We start from the raw sequence: 17,083 nt of genomic DNA on the forward strand, positions 1-17,083 counted from the left end.
CGGCTGCCGGTGTGTGGCGGCCCCGGGCGGAAATGATTCAAACCGAGGGTTCGGCTTGCTGTGCGATATGAAGACGGGGAAAGAGGGGGAAGGCAGGGACGGCTATGGAAGCACGATCACTTGGGCACCGAAGACCAGACCGGCACCGAAGCCGATCTGCAGTGCCAGCCCGCCGCTGAGCTGCGGGTTCTCCTGCAGCAGGCGGTGGGTGGCGAGGGGGATGGACGCTGCGGAGGTGTTGCCGGCGTCGGCGATGTCCCGCGCGATGATGACGTGCTCCGCGATCTTAAGCTTTTTGGCCATCTCATCAATGATCCGCATGTTTGCCTGGTGCGGGATAAAAGCGGCGAGGTCATCGGCGCTGATGCCGGCGACGTCCAGGGCCTGCTGGGCGACTTTGGCCATCTCCCAGACGGCCCAGCGGAACACCGTCTGGCCGTCCTGGCGGAGTGTCGGCCAGACGGCCGCGTCGGTGACGGCGGCTTCCTGGGCGCTGAGCCCGCCGCCCTGCTTGCCGGCCGTGGCGAGCTCGCGGAGGTCCAGCATGGAGTTGGTCATGCCGATCGCGTCCCACTTGCTGCCGTCCGAGCCCCACACCGACGGGCCGATGCCCGGGGTGTCGGAGGGGCCGATCACCACGGCGCCGGCACCATCGCCGAGCAGGAAGGAGATGCTGCGCTCGGTGTTGTCGATGACGTCGGAGAGTTTTTCCGCGCCGACCACGAGGACGTAGTCCGCCGCTCCGGAGCGCACCAGCGCGTCGGCCTGGGCAATGCCGTAGCAGTACCCGGCGCACGCGGCGGAGATGTCGAAGGCCGGTGCCGGCGTCGCGCCGAGGCGGTCGGCGAGGCTGGCCGCGGCAGACGGGGTCGCGTACGGGTGGGTCACAGTGGAGACGATGACGGCGCCGAGCTGGGACGCTTCGATGCCCGCCTTCTGCAGGGCCTCGCGGGCTGCGCCTTCGGCCATGTCGATCACGCTGATGTCGGCCGGGGCGCGGTGCCGGGTGACGATGCCGGTGCGCTGGCGGATCCACTCGTCGGAGGAGTCGATCCACTGGCAGACATCATCGTTGGTGACGATCACGTTCGGCCGGTACGCCCCGACGCCCATGATGCGGGTGTTCTCGTGCAGGGGCGCCTGCTTCAAAGTGGGAACGGTCATGCCTGTCCTTCCAGTTCTGCGAATAGGGCCAGGGCGGCGGACATGTCGTCCGGGGTCTTGACGGTTACGGTTTTCACTCCTGGCATGCCGCGCTTGGCGAGGCCGGCCAGCGTTCCGGCCGGGGCCAGTTCAATCACGCCGGTCACGCCGCGCTTTACCAGCGTTTCCATGCAGCGGTCCCAGCGGACCGGGCGGGAGACCTGGGCAATCAGGCTCTCGACGGCGGCAGCACCGTCGGTGACCGGGGCGCCGTCGAAGTTGGAGAGCAGCGGGACCTGCGGGTTCCGCGGGTGCAGCGAGGGCCGGAGGGCCCGCAGCGCGGCGACGGCGGGGGACATGTGGGCGGTGTGGAATGCTCCGGCGACCTTCAGCGGGATGACCCGGGCCTTGGCAGGGGGGTTCTCGGCGAGGGCCTTGAGCTGGTCCAGGGTTCCGGCCGCGACGGTCTGGCCGGCACCGTTGACGTTGGCCGGCGTGGCGCCGCAGGCCTCGATCGCGGCGAGAACCTCGGCCGGGTCGCCGCCCACGACGGCGCTCATGCCGGTGGGCGTGGCGGCAGCGGCGGCGGCCATGCTGTTGGCGCGTTCGCGGACGAAGGTCATGGCTTCGGTTTCGGTCAGCACACCGGCGAGGGCGGAGGCGGTGATTTCACCGACGGAGTGGCCTGCAAGGATGACCGGCAGGGAGGCGAGGTCGACGTCGAACAGGGAGTTCGCGGCAATCAGTCCGGCGGCGACGATCAGGGGCTGCGCAACGGCGGTGTCCTTGATGGTCTCCTCATCCGAGGTGGTGCCATGGGCGGTCAGGTCGATCCCTGCGATTTCGCTCAGGGCAGCCAAATGGCCTGCGACGGGGGGCAGTTCAAGCCACGGGGCGAGAAAGCCGGGGGTCTGGGAGCCCTGTCCAGGGCAGACGATTGCAAGCACGTATCCAGCTTTCCAAACTACGGCGGTTTTCTCGGTGCATTGATGCACCAAGCTCATCGGGTCACTTTGTAGGAAGTCTACAACTGCTCAGGTGCTGTTACGCGACGGCTGACGTTCCGTGGCGGGCTTCGGCGGTGCCGCGAGCCGGCCCACGACAAGGGCGGTTTGGAGCACGAATGCCTCCCGCGGCAACAGCGGATCCCAGCCCGTGACGTCACAGACGCGCTTGAGCCGGTAGCGCACGGTGTTGGCGTGCACAAAGAGTTCCCGGGCTGTGGCCTCAAGCGAATGCCCGAGCTCGAGGTAGGTGCCAAGGGTCTCCACCAGCCCGTTGGAGGCCGCGAGCAGGGGCCGGTAAATGTTCTTGACCAGCGACCGCCGGGCGGCGTCGTCCCCGGAGATCACCCGCTCGGGCAGGAGGTCATCGGCCGCCACCGGCCGCGGCGCGGCGGGCCAGGCCCGGGCCGCGGTCAGCCCCGCGAAAGCGGACTGGGCGGAGCCGCTGGCCTCCAGCAGGGAGCCCGCTTCGGCGCCGTACACGACGGGCCCCGGAGCGAAGAGTTCGGCGAGTTTCAGGTAGGCGGTCTCCCGGTCGTGAAGCCCGCCGAGGATCAGGATAAGCCGGTCGCCCTGGATCCCGACCAGGGCGTCTTCGGCGAAACGCCCGGCCGTGCGGCGCAGGTCGCTGACGTAGCTGGCGTTGGGTTCGGACGGCGAATTGCCCACCATGACGGTGAAACGCTCCTGGGCCTTCCAGCCGAGCGCAGCGATCCGGGACCGCAGCGCATCGGTGTTTTCGCCGCGGAGGATGGCGTCAACAATAAGCGCCTCAAGACGGGTGTCCCACGATCCGCGGGTTTCGGCGGCGCGCGCGTAGACATCGGCGGCGGCGAAGGCCACCTCGCGGGAGTAGCGCAGCACCGCCTCGCGGAGCGCGCCCTGGTCCGCCTCGGGGGCGATCACGGGAACCTGGTCCTCGACCACCTCAACGACGATCCGGATCAGCTGGAGGGCCTTTTGCAGGCTGATGGAGCGGGTAAGTTCGGTCGGCGCCGTGCCGAAGACGTCGGACAGGATCCAGGACGGCGAGCTGGGACGCTCATACCAGGTGACAAACGCCGCGATCCCGTTCTGCGCCACCATGCCCAGGGCGGAGCGTTCATCCGAGTTCAGCCGGCTGTACCACGGCAGGGACTTCTCCAACTGCCGCAGCGTCGTCGTGGAGAGCTGCCCGACGCTGGCGCGGAGCTTCTTGAGCGTTTCCACCTTCTCCGGAGGGACCGCCCTTGATGCGGGCTTGCGTTTTACGGGAGTGGTGATCGGCTCGGCCATGCATCGAGCATACGGTGCGGCCCGGTCAAGCTCCATTTGTGCAAAGGCTACAAGACGCGTTGTGCTGGATCACAGTGCCGCCGGGCCGAAGGGCGTCAGTGCCGCCGGGCCGGCGTCGAGCCCGCACTTGATAAACAAAACGACGGCGGCCCCCGCCTTCCGGAGGGGACCGCCGTCGTTCACTGCAGGTCTGACTCTAGGAGTCGCCGCCCGCGTTGCCGGTGGTGCCGGCGTTGACGTTGTGCAGGCGGTACTTCTCGATCGCCTGGGCCGGGGCCTGGGCGTCCACCTCACCGCGGCGGGCCAGCATCTCCAGGGAACGGACCACCACGGAGTGGATGTCGTTCTTGAAGAAGCGGCGGGCTGCGGCGCGGGTGTCGGAGAAGCCGAAGCCGTCCGCTCCGAGCGAGGCGAACTCGTTCGGGAGGAACTGGCGGATCTGGTCCGGCACGGCCTTCATGTAGTCGGTGACAGCCACGATCGGCCCGGTCGCGCCGGCGAGCTGTTCGGTGACGAACGGGACGCGGGCGGGCTTGCCGGGATTGAGGAAGGCTTCTTCCTCGGCGGCCATGGCGTCACGGCGCAGTTCGGTCCAGGACGTCACGGACCAGACGTCCGCGGAAACGCCCCAGTCCTCGGCGAGGACCCGCTGGGCCTCGAGGGCCCACGGTACGGACACGCCGGAGGCGAGGATCTGCGTGCGCGGTCCGTCGATCTTCGCCGGCGCCAGCAGGTAGATGCCCTTGATGATGCCCTCGACGTCGAGTTCCGCCGGCGCCGGGGGCTGGGAGATCGGCTCGTTGTAGACCGTGATGTAATACATCACGTTCCGCGACGGGTCGTTGTCCGCCAGACCCGGCCCGTACATGCGCTTGAGGCCGTCGCGCATGATGACGCCGATCTCGTAGCCGTAGGCGGGGTCGTAGCTGAGGACCGCAGGGTTGGTCGCGGCCAGGATCGGGGAGTGCCCGTCCGCGTGCTGCAGGCCTTCGCCGGTCAGTGTGGTGCGGCCGGCCGTGGCGCCGATGATGAAGCCGCGGGTCATCTGGTCCGCTGCGGCCCAGAACGAATCGCCCGTGCGCTGGAAACCGAACATCGAATAGAAGACGTAGATCGGGATCAGCGGTTCGCCGTGCGTGGCGTAGGACGTTCCGGCGGCCGTGAAGGCTGCCACCGAACCGGCCTCGTTGATGCCGGCGTGCACGATCTGGCCGGAGATGGACTCCTTGTAGGCCAGGACCAGCTCGCGGTCCACGGACAGGTAGTTCTGGCCGTTCGGGTTGTAGATCTTCGCGGTCGGGAAGAACGCGTCCATGCCGAAGGTGCGGGCCTCGTCCGGGATGATCGGAACGATCCGCTGGCCGAACTCCTTGTCCCGCATGAGGTCCTTGAGCAGACGGACGAACGCCATGGTGGTGGCCGCCAGCTGCTTGCCGGAACCGCGGTTCGCGACTTCGTAGACCTTGTCCTCCGGGAGCTTGACCTCGGAGTGCTTGGAGCGGCGTTCGGGGACGAAGCCGCCCAGCGCGCGGCGGCGTTCCATCAGGTACTGGATCTCCGGGGAGTCCATGCCGGGGTGGTAGTACGGGGGACGGTACAGGTCCCCTTCGAGCTGCTCGTCCGTGATCGGGATGCGCAGGTGGTCGCGGAAGGCCTTGAGGTCCGCGAGCGTGAGCTTCTTCATCTGGTGGGTCGCGTTGCGGCCCTCGAAGTGCGTGCCCAGGCCGTATCCCTTGACCGTGTGGGCCAGGATGACGGTGGGCTTGCCCTTGAACTCGGTCGCGGCCTTGTACGCGGCGTAGACCTTGTTGTAGTCGTGGCCACCGCGCTTGAGGTTCCAGATCTGGTCGTCGGTGAGGTCCTGGACCATTTCCTTGGTCTGCGGAGTCTGGCCGAAGAAGTGTTCGCGGACGAACGCGCCGGACTCGGCCTTGTAGGTCTGGTAATCGCCGTCGACCGTTTCGTTCATGATCTTGACGAGCGAGCCGTCCTCGTCCTTGTCGAGCAGGTTATCCCACTCGCGGCCCCAAACGACCTTGATGACGTTCCAGCCCGCACCGCGGAAGAACGCCTCCAGTTCCTGCATGATCTTGCCGTTGCCGCGGACCGGTCCGTCGAGGCGCTGGAGGTTGCAGTTGATCACGAAGTTGAGGTTGTCGAGCTTGTCGTTCGCGGCGAGCTGGAGCAGGCCGCGGGACTCAGGCTCGTCCATTTCACCGTCGCCAAGGAACGCCCAGACCTGCTGGTCGGACGTGTCCTTGATGCCGCGGTTCTGCAGGTACCGGTTGGACTGTGCCTGGTAGATCGCGTTCATCGGGCCGATGCCCATCGAGACCGTGGGGAATTCCCAGAATTCCGGCATCAGACGCGGGTGCGGGTAGGACGAGAGCGCGTGCCCTTCCTTGGACTTCTCCTGCCGGAAGCCGTCCATGTCCTCCTCGGACAGCCGGCCTTCCATGAAGGCGCGGGCGTACATGCCGGGGGAGGCATGGCCCTGGAAGAAGACCTGGTCGCCGCCGCCGGGGTGGTCCTTACCGCGGAAGAAGTGGTTGAAGCCGACCTCGTACAGCGTCGCCGCACCTGCGTAGGTGGAGATATGGCCACCGACGCCGATATCGGCCCGCTGCGCGCGGTGCACCATGATCGCGGCGTTCCAGCGCAGCCACGCCCGGTACTTCCGTTCGATTTCCTCGTCGCCGGGGAACGGTGCTTCCTGGTCCACCGGGATCGTGTTGACGTAGTCCGTGGTGGTGACCATCGGAACGCCTACGCTCTGTGCGCCGGCCCGCTGAAGCAGACTGCGCATTATGTACTGGGCACGTTCCGTGCCCTGTTCCTGAATCAGGGCGTCCAGGGACTCCAGCCATTCGGCGGTCTCTTCCGGATCACGATCAGGCAGCTGGTTTGTCAACCCGCTGAGGATATGGGAGGTCTCTTGTCCTGCAGCCACGTCCAACCTCTCTTTGAGCGCATTCACCGGCGCCCTCAGCTGCGGCAGGGTAACTGCCTGGCGTGAACGCGACGTGTGCGACATATCGGTTACAACTGCCCGGTCATGTGCGCCGGGCAAGGTCCAATCACAACTGTGCCCGCCTGTGTCGGCGGGACGTTCGCCCTCGCGGGCGCAGTCGTCAACAGCCACTCTAGCCCGCACATCTTGGGGATGCGTAGCGCTCGCGTGGGGGTACCGTCGTATTTGACGGGCATACTGGTTGTGTGAAGAAGTGCCGCCCGCCGGTCTTCGGATCGCCGTGTGTGACGCAGAATATGGCGGATCGCGGGGCCAACAGCTTGAAGCGCAGGCGCAAAGGGTGTTGGCTTGCAGTAATGGAAATCACTAGATTTGTTGAAATGACCAAGCATAGGAGTAACAAGTGAGTGAGGCCGACGCCGCCACTTCGGTAAATGTGGCGGAAAAACTGGGTTTCAAAACCGGGGATCTGATTCAGGAATTCGGTTATGACGACGACGTCGACTTCGACTTGCGTGACGATATCGAAGACTTCACTGGCTCCGAACTCTTCGATGAGGACGACCATGAAGTAGTTGATGCTGCCATTCTGTGGTGGAGGGCCGGCGACGGCGACCTCGTCGACACCCTGGTCGATCCGCTGACCACGCTGACAGAGGGCGGTGTTATCTGGGTCCTGACCCCGAAATCCGGCCGTCCGGGGTACGTTTCACCTGCCGACATCCAGGATGCCGCCCCCACCGCCGGTCTCCACGTCACCACCTCTGCAGGCGTTTCCAGGGACTGGAGCGCGACCCGGCTGGTCTCGCGGAAGAACAAGTGACCCAAGCCGGCGCGGTCCGCACGGTCGGGGAAGGGACGGTTGGAGCGCTCGCGGTGCCCGCCGTCGGGGAGGCCGCGCCCGACTTCGAACTGCTCAACCAGTTTGGCGAACCCGTACGGCTCTCGGAGCTCCGGGGCCGGAACGTCGTCGTGGTGTTCTTCCCGTTCGCTTTCTCCGGCATCTGCACCGGTGAGCTGTGCGAAATCAGGGACAACCTGGCGCTGTTTGAGGATGCCGACGCCGCCGTGCTGGGGATCTCGGTGGACAGCAAGTTCGCCCAACGGGCCTACGCGGAAAAGGAAGGCTATGCCTTCGACCTGCTGGCGGACTTCTGGCCGCATGGGGCCGTCGCCGAGCAATACGGGGTGTTTGACCCCGACAGCGGTATGGCCAAACGCGGAACATTCATCATCGACGCAAGCGGAATCGTGCGTTACGTCGTAGTGAACCCCCGAGGCCAGGCCCGCAACTTCACGGAGTACCGCTCCGCCTTGGCGGGAATCAGCGGGAGCTGACGCGGTGAGGACGCGGCGGCCCGGGGTTGGCATGACTGGTTTTGCCAGCCTGCCGCCGGTCCCCGCGGGTGAGCCCGCCCGGAATGAGCTGGAGGTCCTCAGGGAAATCCACGGCATTCTTGCGGGGGACCGATTCGCGGTGCTGACCGGCGCCGGCCTGAGCACAGATTCCGGCATTCCGGACTACCGCGGACCGGGCGCGGCAGCCCGTGCACCCATGACCTACCAGGAATTTATCGGCGAAGCGGACAACCGGCGCCGCTACTGGGCCCGGAACCACATCGGCTGGTCCCACCTGCGCCGGGCCGACCCCAACGCCGGCCACGCCGCCGTCGCCCGGCTGGAGCGCCGCGGGCTGCTTACCGGACTCATTACCCAGAACGTGGACCGCCTGCACGAGGACGCCGGCAGCGTCAACGTCGTGGACCTGCACGGCCGCTTCGACCAGGTGGTGTGCCTCGCCTGCCACCGGCGGTACAGCCGCACACTGCTGGCGGGCGTGCTGGAAGAACTCAACCCCGGCTTCCTGGAACGGGCACTCTCCGCCGGCGTGGTCGAAATGGCTCCCGACGCCGACGCCACGGTCGAGGACGCCGCCCTGATCAGTAGCTTCGTTGTGGCCCACTGCCCGGCCTGCGGCGGGACGCTCAAACCCGATTTCGTCTACTTCGGCGAGAACGTCCCGAAAGACCGTGTGGAACGCTCGTACGCCATGGTGGATGAGGCCGGCGCCCTCCTGGTGGCGGGTTCGTCCCTGACAGTGATGAGCGGACTGCGGTTTGCCCGGCACGCCGCCAAGCACGGCAAGCCCGTAGTGATCATCAACCGGGGACAGACCCGCGCGGACGAGATCGCCACGGTCAAGCTCGACGGCGGCGTCAGCGAGGCGCTCACCTGGCTCGCTGCCGAGCTGCCGACGCTTTGAGAAGCTCACTTGGGTCGCTGCCGAGCTGCCGACGCTCTGCGCCGTCCTGTGCGGCCGGGGTGCGATTGGCGCTCCGCAGGGTTCATCCGGTACAGTAACTCTTCGTTGGTTGAAGCGCGGAAGCGCGGAAGCAGCGGTTTGGGTCTTTAGCTCAGCTGGTAGAGCGCCACGTTTACACCGTGGATGTCATCGGTTCGATCCCGGTAGGACCCACCAAGTTACGCAGCCCCGACGTTCTGGAAATCCCCGAAACGGCGGGGCTTTTGCGTGGTGTCGGGCGTGTCGAGTTCCGTACAAATCTTGACTACTCATCCGCAGAGGTTCGCAGAGTTACAGTCCCCGCAAGGGGCCTGCGGTGGCCCACTCTCCCTGAAACCTCCCTGGGGTTAGGCGGGCAGGAACCCCGGAAGCCTTTCGCCCCAGCGGACGCCGCGGAGGTTGTCCGGGCAGCGTCGGTACTCTTCAATGTCCCATTCGGAGTCGTTGACGCGGCGGACGTTGCCGGCGGGTATCCAGGCCCAGTGCGCGTGCCATTCATCGTCTTGCCAGGACACGAGGATGTAGGACGGGTTCCAGCGTTCGGCGACGGCGTATACGTCCACTGTGCCGACCGTGAGGGGCAGGGTGGCCATGACCTTCGGGTACTGCCCGTACGTCCATGAGTGCGCCTCGTCCGGGTCATGGCCCGGGTCCGGCCGCAGGTACTCGTAGGAGATCCCGTCGAGAGTGAACGATGCCATGCGGCCCATGCTACTCACCGGGTTCACGGTGCCGCCAATGCACACTCGAACTAAGGTGTCAATAGTACTCTCTGGTAATATTGGTCTCAATGACGATTGAGATGAGGTGATCACATCAGCCATAAAACAATCACCGACGGACCCGACGACGGGGACCGAAGGAAACTCACCGTAACTATCGAAGACGAACACAAGCCGTTTTGGGAAACCTACAGCGCAGCGGAAGACCGTTGGATACGTGACTAGACAGACGACGAAATGCCCCCACCCTCCTCAAGGAGAATGGGGGCATTTCAGTTGGGGCACTTAACCGGTCTTATGGGCATGTGCGGAGGGCATGAAAAAAGCTGGTCACATGGAGGGATTTGAACTCTCGGGCCGGTCGATCCTGCGCCGGCAACCCTGCCCGGAACGCGATCCGGAGGTTGTTGGGGGCCACACCCAACCTTCATGTGAACTAGCCTGTTTCAGATTAACATGACAGGTCTCATATAGTCGCCTCTAGGGTCTAGGCGGGCGCAATGGTGGTGACAGTGCCGGCGCTGCCCCGGTATTTCAGCGCTCCAGCTTCAACAAACAGGGTGCCACCGTTCGTTGGGGAGTTTACTGGCGCAGTGCCGGGTAGCAGGATGATGACGTTAGCGCCGCCGCCCGGGTAGTTTGATGCCTGCCCGACTGTCAGGTTCCCTTGGACCGACGCGTTGGACCATACCCGAGTTTCTGCGGTCGAATAGGATGCGCCCGGAACGTACTGAACTTGGTCCCGGTTGTTGACCTTGTCTTTCAGCTGTAGTGCGGTATTGCCCGCCACCTGGTAGAGATCCCACGACGCCGTGCCAGCCTGCTTGAAACTCAGCGCTGCGGAACCCCCTCCGTCGAGGGTTGCGTTCTCGAAGATGCCGGTCAGGTTTGGCTGGGTGCCGGGAACCTCCATGCCGGGTGCATTGAGGATCAGCGTTGCGGTGGCCGCGTAGCCCGCCCCATTGGGGTGAACGCCGTCGCCAGATGTAACACCGTTTGCGACCGCCTGAACATCGGTGCCGAACACTGCCGCGTAGGCGTCGATCAGCGGAACGTCCAGCGCGTCCGCGAGGTCGTACATGCCTGACACGTAGGCGTTCCACTCGGCAACGGTCGAGCTGTTCTGCGTGGGCTGCGCCGCCGCGACCAACACAACGTCAGCGGATGCCAGCAGACCAGAGTTGCGGAGGTCTGTCATCTGCGTCTTGTAGGTGGCTACGGGTATCTTGCCTACGGACCAGTCGTTGACGCCGAGTCCGATGAACGCTACGTCAGGGCTTGCCCCTGCGTGTGCGGTGTTGGCGATGTTGTAGAGGTAGTCGAACGGTGCCGTCGGCCCCCAGGATGATGCACGCGAGCCGGGTGCGCCAAGCTGGTTCAGCCGCAAGCCAGCCGCACGCTCGATGGCAATGCCAGTCAGCGAGCCCGCTGCACTGGTAGTGGTGATGACCACCTTATGCTTGCTATCGACCAGTCCAGAAACGGTGTAGGTGCCGATGGTGCTGGCACCGCTGGGGGTGACGGTCACGGCGGCGGCATTGTCGATGGCTACCGTAAACGTGCCTGACGTGTTCAGGTAATAGACCTTCACGACGGTCCCCGTCAGGTCAGCGTTATGCGTCAGGATTGCGCCTGTCGCGGTCCAGGGCCGCACGCCGTTGTTGCCTGATGCCCAAGAGCCGGAAACGACAGTGCGGGTGTCGTTGTCACCCGTTGAGACGGTGATGTAACCGGGGCCTGCTGCGGAGATGCCACGGGCTAGAAGTGCGTTGCGGACAAACATGGGCATGGAGTTCTGAAGGTTCGGCGAGCCCCACCCTGCAAACTCGGAATCACCGATGAACGTCATGACGCCGAGCCCGCCACTCCGCGCCCGCCCGAGTGCAGCGCGGAGCTTCTTAGTGTTGGAGCCCTTCCAGTTGTACGCGCCGGTCCGGGGCTCATACCTGCCGGTTCGCGTGCCAGCATGAGCAGGAAGTGCTGAAGCGGCGTAGTTTGGCGACAGGTTCCAGTTGGCAGCGTTGTAGCTTGCTCCCGATGTGAAGTTGGCTTTAGCCGTGACTGTATCGCCGGACGGGTTGAGTACGGCATCCCCCGCGAGGTATGCCGTGGTGGCCTTCCACTTAGGGACATAAGTGGCATTAAGTGCCGTCCTCGTAGCGCTGTCCGGGGCCGCGGCGAGGGCCGCCACGGCCGCGTCGTCCGCGATGCCGGCCGGGCCCGTGGGACCGACCGATGCGTAGGGCAGGGCCGACCATGCCGCCGTGCCGTTGCCGAACTTCTGCTTGCCCGTGTCCGTCTCAATGCCGGGTTCGCCCTGGGCAAGGACGGGGTTGGTCGCCGTCCATTGCGCGGCGGTGCCGCGGCGTAGCTGAATCCTGTTGGCCATCAGATGGTCCCTCCGTCGATGAATTGGTCCGCCGCGTAGACGGTGCTTGGGGAGCCGCCGTCAAAGTGCGACGGGAACCGGCCGAGCAGTTCCTCGATGAGGTCCTGCGATTTTTGGGCGTTGTGGGCGATGACGTCGTCGCCGCCCTTGACGCGTTCATTGCTGTCAGGTTTCTTGAACCCGAGCGCGGTTTCTTCGATGGCCACGGCCGACTCCTAACCCTTATCGGGCGCGAGCCACGGTGCGAACTGCCGGATCAGGGAGTCGACGGCCGGGAGGGCCATGACTCGGGTGATGCCCGCGGCGATCGTCAGGGAAGCGCCGGCCCATTCGAGGCCGGGGTCGATGCCGGCGGCCTGGATGATCAGGGCCCAGGCGGCGGCGACGCCGACGAGGAACGCGAACACGGTCCGGACGGTTGCCCGCCACGGGTGCGCGGCCTGTGTGCTGGTCGGTGAGTGGTCGCCCATCAGTTGTCCTTCACGGTGATCTGGAGTTGAGCGGCGAGGGCCTTCACGTCAGCGGTGGCGAGCTGCTCCGAGAGGGCCTTGGCGAGTGCGGGAACGTCCACGACACCAGCAGCACCCGCCAGGCTGTTCCAGAGTGTCTGCTTCTGCCGGTCCACAAGGTTGCGGCCCTCCTCGTCGCGGTGCCCGTAGAGGATCTCTTCATCGACGCCGAGAGCTGCAGCCTCAGCCCGGCCCGCCTTGATGTTCGCCTGACGCAGCCACTCATACGCGGGCACGAACGTGCCCGGCTTGTTCGGGTCCTCGATGGGGTGTGACCAGATTTCATCCAATGTCGGCATGTCGTCCTCCTCGATATGTGGTGTGTTGTTGCTTTGCGGGGTGATGCCGCCAGCCGCGGCGAGGCCGGCGTTGAAGAACTTGGACGGGTCGGTGCGCCCGTAGATGAGCCCGCCGCCGGTTCGGTAGGTCAGATCAACGAGGGCTTCGACGTGAAGGTGGGGTGCGACGCCGCCGGTGTTGCCCGACAGGGCGATGAGTTGGCCCATCTTGACGCGGGTACCAACGGGCGCCACGTCGTTGTTGGACAGGTGCGCGTACACGCCGATCCATCCCGGGTGCTGGATGACCGTGACGATGCCGGGGAAGTTGGCATACAGCAGCCACTTCCTGACAGCCCCGGTGCCGGGCAGGTTGTCACTCCAGCCCGCGTACAGGACGACGCCGTCCGCCATCGCATAGACCCGTGTGCCGATCGGGCAGGCGAAGTCCATCCCGGCGTGCCCGAACGGCTGGTAGTTGCCGTAGAGGGCCACGTAGTAGGCGACGGTCCCCTTCGCGCCGATGTTGCCGACGACGCCCGCGGTGGGCATCTGGGCGAAGTATTGCGAGACGACATGCTCGACGGTGACTGGCCTCATTTGCCCGGTATCCCGTCCGATGTGCAGGTGTAGGTTGAACTGCCGGGCGGGTTCGGGCTGCACACGTAGCTTGTCCCGGCGGCGTCTTTGAAGGTGAAAGAGGACGGGGACGCCCCGTCGGTGCCTGCGGGCCCCGTTTCGCCAGCGGGTCCGGCAGGTCCGGGGACGGTCGAGTCGGCGCCCGGTGCCCCGGTGAGGCCCTGCGGCCCGGGGATGGTCGAGTCGACACCGTTCACGCCCGGGGGTCCTTCCGGTCCGGGCGGGCCCGGGACGGTGGAGTCGGCGCCCGGTTTGCCGGGGACGCCCTGCAAACCTTGGACACCCTGCGGCCCGGCCAGCGGCGACCCCGGTTCGGACGCGACCTGTTCGGCCTTTTGGCAGATGTTCGACCCGGCGGCCGAGGACTGGAAGTCCGCGGACTTGCACGCGTCGTCGAACTCCTGGGCGAGGTTCTGCTTCTCCTGCTGCTGCTCCACCCCGTACCCGCGGGCCTGCGCGGCGAGGCGGCCGTTATCGTTTGCCAGCCACGCCGCGACCGCGACCGCCCCGATCAGGATCAGCGACAGGAGCGCGAGCCCGAGCATCGTCCACTTCGCCATCCTCCGGGACCGGGCGGCTTCCTCCTGCGCGGCTTGAAGCTCAATATCGAAGTCACTCATGGGGGTCCTCCGGCCATTCGGCAGGTTGTGGGCTGATGTCGTTTGCGATGAGTTGTTCCCGCCATTTGGTGGCGGCCGCGTGGAGCCGGGCATACCGTTTGTCGGCCTTCGCGGCCTGCGCCTTCAGGAGTTCCTCCACGGCTGTCTCCCGTTTCTCGCGCTTGCGGTCCATCCGGTCGATGATGTACTTCGCGCCGGTGCCGAGGACCGCGAGGGCGCCGACGATGGCAGTGATTGTTCCGGCGTCCACACGTTGGTCCCTCCTCGGTTGCTGGTTGGTTAGCCGATCTTGCTGATTCGGGCGAGCGTGGACCATGTCTGGGTCCCGCCAGAATTCTGTAGGAACTTGATGAACACGCGCCCGCCGGCGGCGGGGAAGTAAACGACGGGGGCCGGGATCACCATCTCCGTAGCCCCCGCAGCGGGGTATCCCTGTCCGTAGACGGACTGCCCGAACTCGGACTGGATGGTGCCCTTGGTGAACCCGGCAACCGTCCCGGAGTCGAGCTTCATGTGCGCCGAGATGGAGTAGAGGCCCGGCTGTGTGAACTGGATGCAATCAGGGACGGGGAACGTCGCGAAGGTGCTGTCGGTCGAGTTCGCCCCCGAGATGGTGAGCTGCCCCGAGCCCCAGGGGGACGCATTCGCTACCGCAATGGAAGCGGACGCTTCGGCGTAGATGAACTGCACCCATTTGGTGCCGTTCCATTTCTGCTTCGGCAGGGTGTTGTCCCCGGTGATGATCACCTCCGTGCCGGCCGGCAGGACACCGCCGGGCGCCAGGGCGGCCAGCCCGTCCCGTGCCGTCTCGTTCGGGACCGGAATGGGGATGTTCAACGACAGGCACATCTTCACCAGGTCTTCGGTGAGCGCGTAGTCATCGGAGTTCGTCGGAACCACGGCGCCGTTGTACAAGGTCTGTGTCATGAGTGATTCCAATCGAATTCGAGCTTGCCGGAGTCGGGGTCTTTGAGGCGGCCCTGCACCCCGAGATACGGGTCGCCGGATATGGAAATGCCGCCCCCGCTGACGAGTGGGGCATGGAAGGTGTCTGGGAGAACCACCCAGCCGGGGTCAAGGCCGGGGGTGAAGATGTGCCCGCCGGGCGTGTAGCGGGCCGGCAGTGTCACATCGAACGGGCCCGCCACACGGGTGACGTCCCCGCCGGGCCGGGACTGCGCCCCGTGGACGTACAGGTGGATGGTTGTGGCGCTGTTGAAGTTGCCGGCGTTGAGGCGTGCCGGGATCCGGAACCGGGCCTGCTTGATGACCCGCCCGGAGAGGACCGTGTTGGATGCGCCATAAAACCATGCACCCGTTGTGGGTCCGGAGAAGTACGAGCCGGTGTAAATATCCTCACCACCACGCTGGGACGTGGCGTAGGAACCCCACCCGCCCGGACCCCACCACGTATCCGTCGCGCTGGCAGGGGTCCGCTGCGTCCCGGAAAAGTCACCGCCTGCAGCTGGTGCAGGCGCGTTCTCCTTCGGTGTCACCGTGATGGCGTTGACCTTGCCCAGGATCGTGGGGATCGCAGCGTCCCAGGTGATGTAGACGTTGTCGCCGAGCGCGTACCCCTCGATGGGTCCGAGATAGCGTTTGGTGGTGTAGGTGACGCCGTCCTCGCCGGTAATGACGATCTCCAGCACACCGAACGCGAGGATAGCGCCGGTGCTGGGCCGGGGCTGGTCCGTGTATCCGCCGATGACCAATGCTGAGTACAGGCCGCGGCCCCTGTTCGTGATGTCCACGACGATAGGGCCGCCCTGCAAAGGCTGGATGGGGTCAAGCCAGCGGGCGTTGATCGGGTTCCCGCCGACGCTCGCGACCCACCGCAACCCGTCAAAGTAGGCGGTGCCGTAGGTGCGGCGGGTGGAGCCCTCCGGGATGGCCGCCAGTGTGTGCTTGAACGCTTCCACGTCATCGCCTCCTATGGCAGGTCATCCCAGATCACGTCGGGCAGTTCGCCCCACGTAGCGGGTATCAGGTCCCAGATGAGTTCCGGTGTCCCGGCTGTCAGGTATTGCGCCCACTCGGTGCGGCCCAAGGCGATCACGAGATCCTGGTAGGCGCAGTGGACGGTCAGGCGTGTCCCGCCCGGGGTGTTCGCCCCGGACCGGTTGATGCCCACGATCTGGCAACGGAAGTACACGAGGTGCCCGGCCGGGACCGGGTATCCGACTTCGATCCAGTCCCCGCCCTGCAGCTCAGGCCGCGGTGTTGTCTCGATGGTCAGTTCAACAGCGAGGGAGCCGAGGAACGCGTCCCGGAGCTGCAGGCCGTAGTCCAGTGCCTGGCCGTAGGATTCGATCATTTCCGAGGTGTAGAACGTCTGCGCCCGGCCGTGGTCCCCGCCGAAGCGCAGCGGCCCGTTATCGATGGACACGACGGCGCGGACCGGCTTGTCATCGGCCGAGCTCTTGCCCTCCACCACCCAGCGGTTGTACAGGGTGTCAAGGACCTGGGTGCGGGAGACACTGACCATGCAGTTGCCCGGCTCCACCCGCCACACCGGTGCAGTGGTGCGCGGGTAGACACGGAGTTCGCCATCGCCGCCCATCCGGTATCGGGCGTTGAGCCGGCCGAGGATGTCCTGGACGGCCTCGAGGCGTTCCCGGTCGAACACCGTGTTCGTGGGGATGGTCGCGTCGGTGACGCCGGGTTCGATGACGACCGGGAAGTGGTTGACGGTGAGGCGCCGCACTTCCCCCAGGTAGGTCGCCCCGGCCTGTGGTGATTCGGGTGCTTCGAGCTTGTCCCGGTCCGCGTCGATGGTGATGTCGACGGCGTCAAGCTTCACGACTCCCCGGACGACGGCCTTGTGCCGTTTGTGCGGACCGAACGCGGCGTCGGGGATGTCGAGTCCAAACTCGTTCACCGGACGCCATTCGATGACCTCATCCGGTGCGTTCCCGGTGATCCGGAACTTCCCGTAGTTCAGTGCCCCTGCGCCGCCGATGCGGTAGATGATCTGGAGCTGTGTGCCGCCCACACCGAGCGGGTCGTCGAACCGCCATGCGCCCAGTTCGCCGGTGGGGTCCGCGATGGTCAGGGAGACCTGCTGTCCGATCTTCACCGAGTCGCTGGCGGAGTCCTGGAAGGACCAGTCGATCACGTCCAACGGTTCGTCAAGGACGAGCCGCCCGCCCCGCCACGCCCACACAATCAGGGTGTCGGTGGGGCGGGAGCCCTCCAAAGCGCGGAGGCTTGCATCGTCAATCGGACGCACGG

17 protein-coding genes and 1 tRNA gene are annotated in these 17,083 nt (G+C 65.8%); 4 read left to right on the forward strand and 14 right to left on the reverse strand.

The features are described 5' to 3' along the window. Positions 1-102: 102 nt before the first annotated feature. The 4 genes from AC50YM_RS06355 to aceE all read right to left on the reverse strand — a co-directional run bounded on the left by AC50YM_RS06355 (position 103) and on the right by aceE (position 6,372). Positions 103-1,164, reverse strand: a complete 1,062-nt coding sequence (locus AC50YM_RS06355; RefSeq protein WP_494956124.1) for a beta-ketoacyl-ACP synthase III — start codon at positions 1,162-1,164, stop codon at positions 103-105. Further along, positions 1,161-2,090: an ACP S-malonyltransferase gene (locus tag AC50YM_RS06360; RefSeq protein ID WP_494956125.1), complete on the reverse strand. Its 930-nt coding sequence runs from the start codon at positions 2,088-2,090 to the stop codon at positions 1,161-1,163. Before AC50YM_RS06360 ends, AC50YM_RS06355 begins: the two co-directional genes overlap by 4 nt. A gap of 87 nt (positions 2,091-2,177) precedes the next feature. Continuing rightward, positions 2,178-3,422, reverse strand: coding sequence for a PucR family transcriptional regulator (locus AC50YM_RS06365; RefSeq protein ID WP_494956126.1), 1,245 nt, complete (start codon positions 3,420-3,422; stop codon positions 2,178-2,180). Between the two features lie 196 nt (positions 3,423-3,618). Beyond that, on the reverse strand, positions 3,619-6,372 hold the full coding sequence (gene aceE, locus AC50YM_RS06370) for a pyruvate dehydrogenase (acetyl-transferring), homodimeric type (protein ID WP_494956127.1): 2,754 nt from the start codon (positions 6,370-6,372) through the stop codon (positions 3,619-3,621). Positions 6,373-6,796: 424 nt separating this feature from the next. On the opposite strand from aceE, the gene AC50YM_RS06375 reads away from it, so the two are divergent. From AC50YM_RS06375 to AC50YM_RS06390, 4 genes are all read left to right on the forward strand, one after another. After that, positions 6,797-7,216: a DUF3052 domain-containing protein gene (locus AC50YM_RS06375; RefSeq protein WP_494895215.1), complete on the forward strand. Its 420-nt coding sequence runs from the start codon at positions 6,797-6,799 to the stop codon at positions 7,214-7,216. After that, the gene (locus AC50YM_RS06380) at positions 7,213-7,731 is read left to right on the forward strand and encodes a peroxiredoxin (protein ID WP_494956128.1); all 519 of its coding nucleotides are present in this window, start codon (positions 7,213-7,215) and stop codon (positions 7,729-7,731) included. Before AC50YM_RS06375 ends, AC50YM_RS06380 begins: the two co-directional genes overlap by 4 nt. Positions 7,732-7,762: 31 nt before the next feature. Continuing rightward, the gene (locus AC50YM_RS06385) at positions 7,763-8,656 is read left to right on the forward strand and encodes an NAD-dependent protein deacetylase (RefSeq protein ID WP_494956129.1); all 894 of its coding nucleotides are present in this window, start codon (positions 7,763-7,765) and stop codon (positions 8,654-8,656) included. 140 nt (positions 8,657-8,796) lie between these two features. Then, a tRNA-Val gene (locus tag AC50YM_RS06390) sits at positions 8,797-8,872 on the forward strand. 170 nt (positions 8,873-9,042) lie between these two features. Here the strand turns inward: AC50YM_RS06390 and AC50YM_RS06395 are convergent. The 10 genes from AC50YM_RS06395 to AC50YM_RS06440 form a co-directional block, all read right to left on the reverse strand. Further along, complete coding sequence (locus AC50YM_RS06395; RefSeq protein WP_494956130.1) at positions 9,043-9,396, reverse strand: hypothetical protein; 354 nt, start codon at positions 9,394-9,396, stop codon at positions 9,043-9,045. 508 nt (positions 9,397-9,904) lie between these two features. Continuing rightward, on the reverse strand, positions 9,905-11,806 hold the full coding sequence (locus AC50YM_RS06400; protein ID WP_494956131.1) for a hyaluronate lyase N-terminal domain-containing protein: 1,902 nt from the start codon (positions 11,804-11,806) through the stop codon (positions 9,905-9,907). Continuing rightward, the gene (locus tag AC50YM_RS06405) at positions 11,806-12,012 is read right to left on the reverse strand and encodes a hypothetical protein (RefSeq protein ID WP_494956132.1); all 207 of its coding nucleotides are present in this window, start codon (positions 12,010-12,012) and stop codon (positions 11,806-11,808) included. The genes AC50YM_RS06400 and AC50YM_RS06405 overlap by 1 nt, the downstream gene beginning before the upstream one ends. A gap of 9 nt (positions 12,013-12,021) precedes the next feature. Next, entirely contained in the window at positions 12,022-12,276 is a 255-nt protein-coding gene (locus AC50YM_RS06410) for a hypothetical protein (RefSeq protein ID WP_494956133.1), read from the reverse strand. Then, entirely contained in the window at positions 12,276-13,193 is a 918-nt protein-coding gene (locus AC50YM_RS06415; RefSeq protein WP_494956134.1) for a M23 family metallopeptidase, read from the reverse strand. The genes AC50YM_RS06410 and AC50YM_RS06415 overlap by 1 nt, the downstream gene beginning before the upstream one ends. Then, complete coding sequence (locus AC50YM_RS06420; protein WP_494956135.1) at positions 13,190-13,852, reverse strand: hypothetical protein; 663 nt, start codon at positions 13,850-13,852, stop codon at positions 13,190-13,192. The genes AC50YM_RS06415 and AC50YM_RS06420 overlap by 4 nt, the downstream gene beginning before the upstream one ends. After that, complete coding sequence (locus AC50YM_RS06425) at positions 13,845-14,102, reverse strand: hypothetical protein (RefSeq protein ID WP_494956136.1); 258 nt, start codon at positions 14,100-14,102, stop codon at positions 13,845-13,847. Before AC50YM_RS06425 ends, AC50YM_RS06420 begins: the two co-directional genes overlap by 8 nt. A 29-nt stretch (positions 14,103-14,131) precedes the next feature. Then, entirely contained in the window at positions 14,132-14,779 is a 648-nt protein-coding gene (locus AC50YM_RS06430; RefSeq protein ID WP_494956137.1) for a hypothetical protein, read from the reverse strand. Then, positions 14,776-15,771 carry a hypothetical protein gene (locus tag AC50YM_RS06435; RefSeq protein ID WP_494956138.1) on the reverse strand — a complete coding sequence of 332 codons (996 nt, stop codon included), beginning with the start codon at positions 15,769-15,771 and terminating at the stop codon, positions 14,776-14,778. Before AC50YM_RS06435 ends, AC50YM_RS06430 begins: the two co-directional genes overlap by 4 nt. An 11-nt stretch (positions 15,772-15,782) precedes the next feature. Next, positions 15,783-17,081: a hypothetical protein gene (locus tag AC50YM_RS06440; protein WP_494956139.1), complete on the reverse strand. Its 1,299-nt coding sequence runs from the start codon at positions 17,079-17,081 to the stop codon at positions 15,783-15,785. Between the last annotated feature and the right edge of the window lie 2 nt (positions 17,082-17,083).

It is taken from the genome of Pseudarthrobacter sp. RHLT1-30-1, from assembly GCF_059383415.1.

Excerpts from the sequence above, each read along its gene's own strand:
- AC50YM_RS06430 (WP_494956137.1), bottom strand. The coding sequence starts at position 14,779 with ATGACACAGACCTTGTACAACGGCGCCGTGGTTCCGACGAACTCCGAT.
- AC50YM_RS06355 (WP_494956124.1), bottom strand. The coding sequence starts at position 1,164 with ATGACCGTTCCCACTTTGAAGCAGGCGCCCCTGCACGAGAACACCCGC.
- AC50YM_RS06410 (WP_494956133.1), bottom strand. The coding sequence starts at position 12,276 with ATGGGCGACCACTCACCGACCAGCACACAGGCCGCGCACCCGTGGCGG.
- AC50YM_RS06400 (WP_494956131.1), bottom strand. The coding sequence starts at position 11,806 with ATGGCCAACAGGATTCAGCTACGCCGCGGCACCGCCGCGCAATGGACG.
- AC50YM_RS06365 (WP_494956126.1), bottom strand. The coding sequence starts at position 3,422 with ATGGCCGAGCCGATCACCACTCCCGTAAAACGCAAGCCCGCATCAAGG.
- AC50YM_RS06395 (WP_494956130.1), bottom strand. The coding sequence starts at position 9,396 with ATGGCATCGTTCACTCTCGACGGGATCTCCTACGAGTACCTGCGGCCG.
- AC50YM_RS06420 (WP_494956135.1), bottom strand. The coding sequence starts at position 13,852 with ATGAGTGACTTCGATATTGAGCTTCAAGCCGCGCAGGAGGAAGCCGCC.
- AC50YM_RS06385 (WP_494956129.1), top strand. The coding sequence starts at position 7,763 with ATGACTGGTTTTGCCAGCCTGCCGCCGGTCCCCGCGGGTGAGCCCGCC.
- AC50YM_RS06415 (WP_494956134.1), bottom strand. The coding sequence starts at position 13,193 with ATGAGGCCAGTCACCGTCGAGCATGTCGTCTCGCAATACTTCGCCCAG.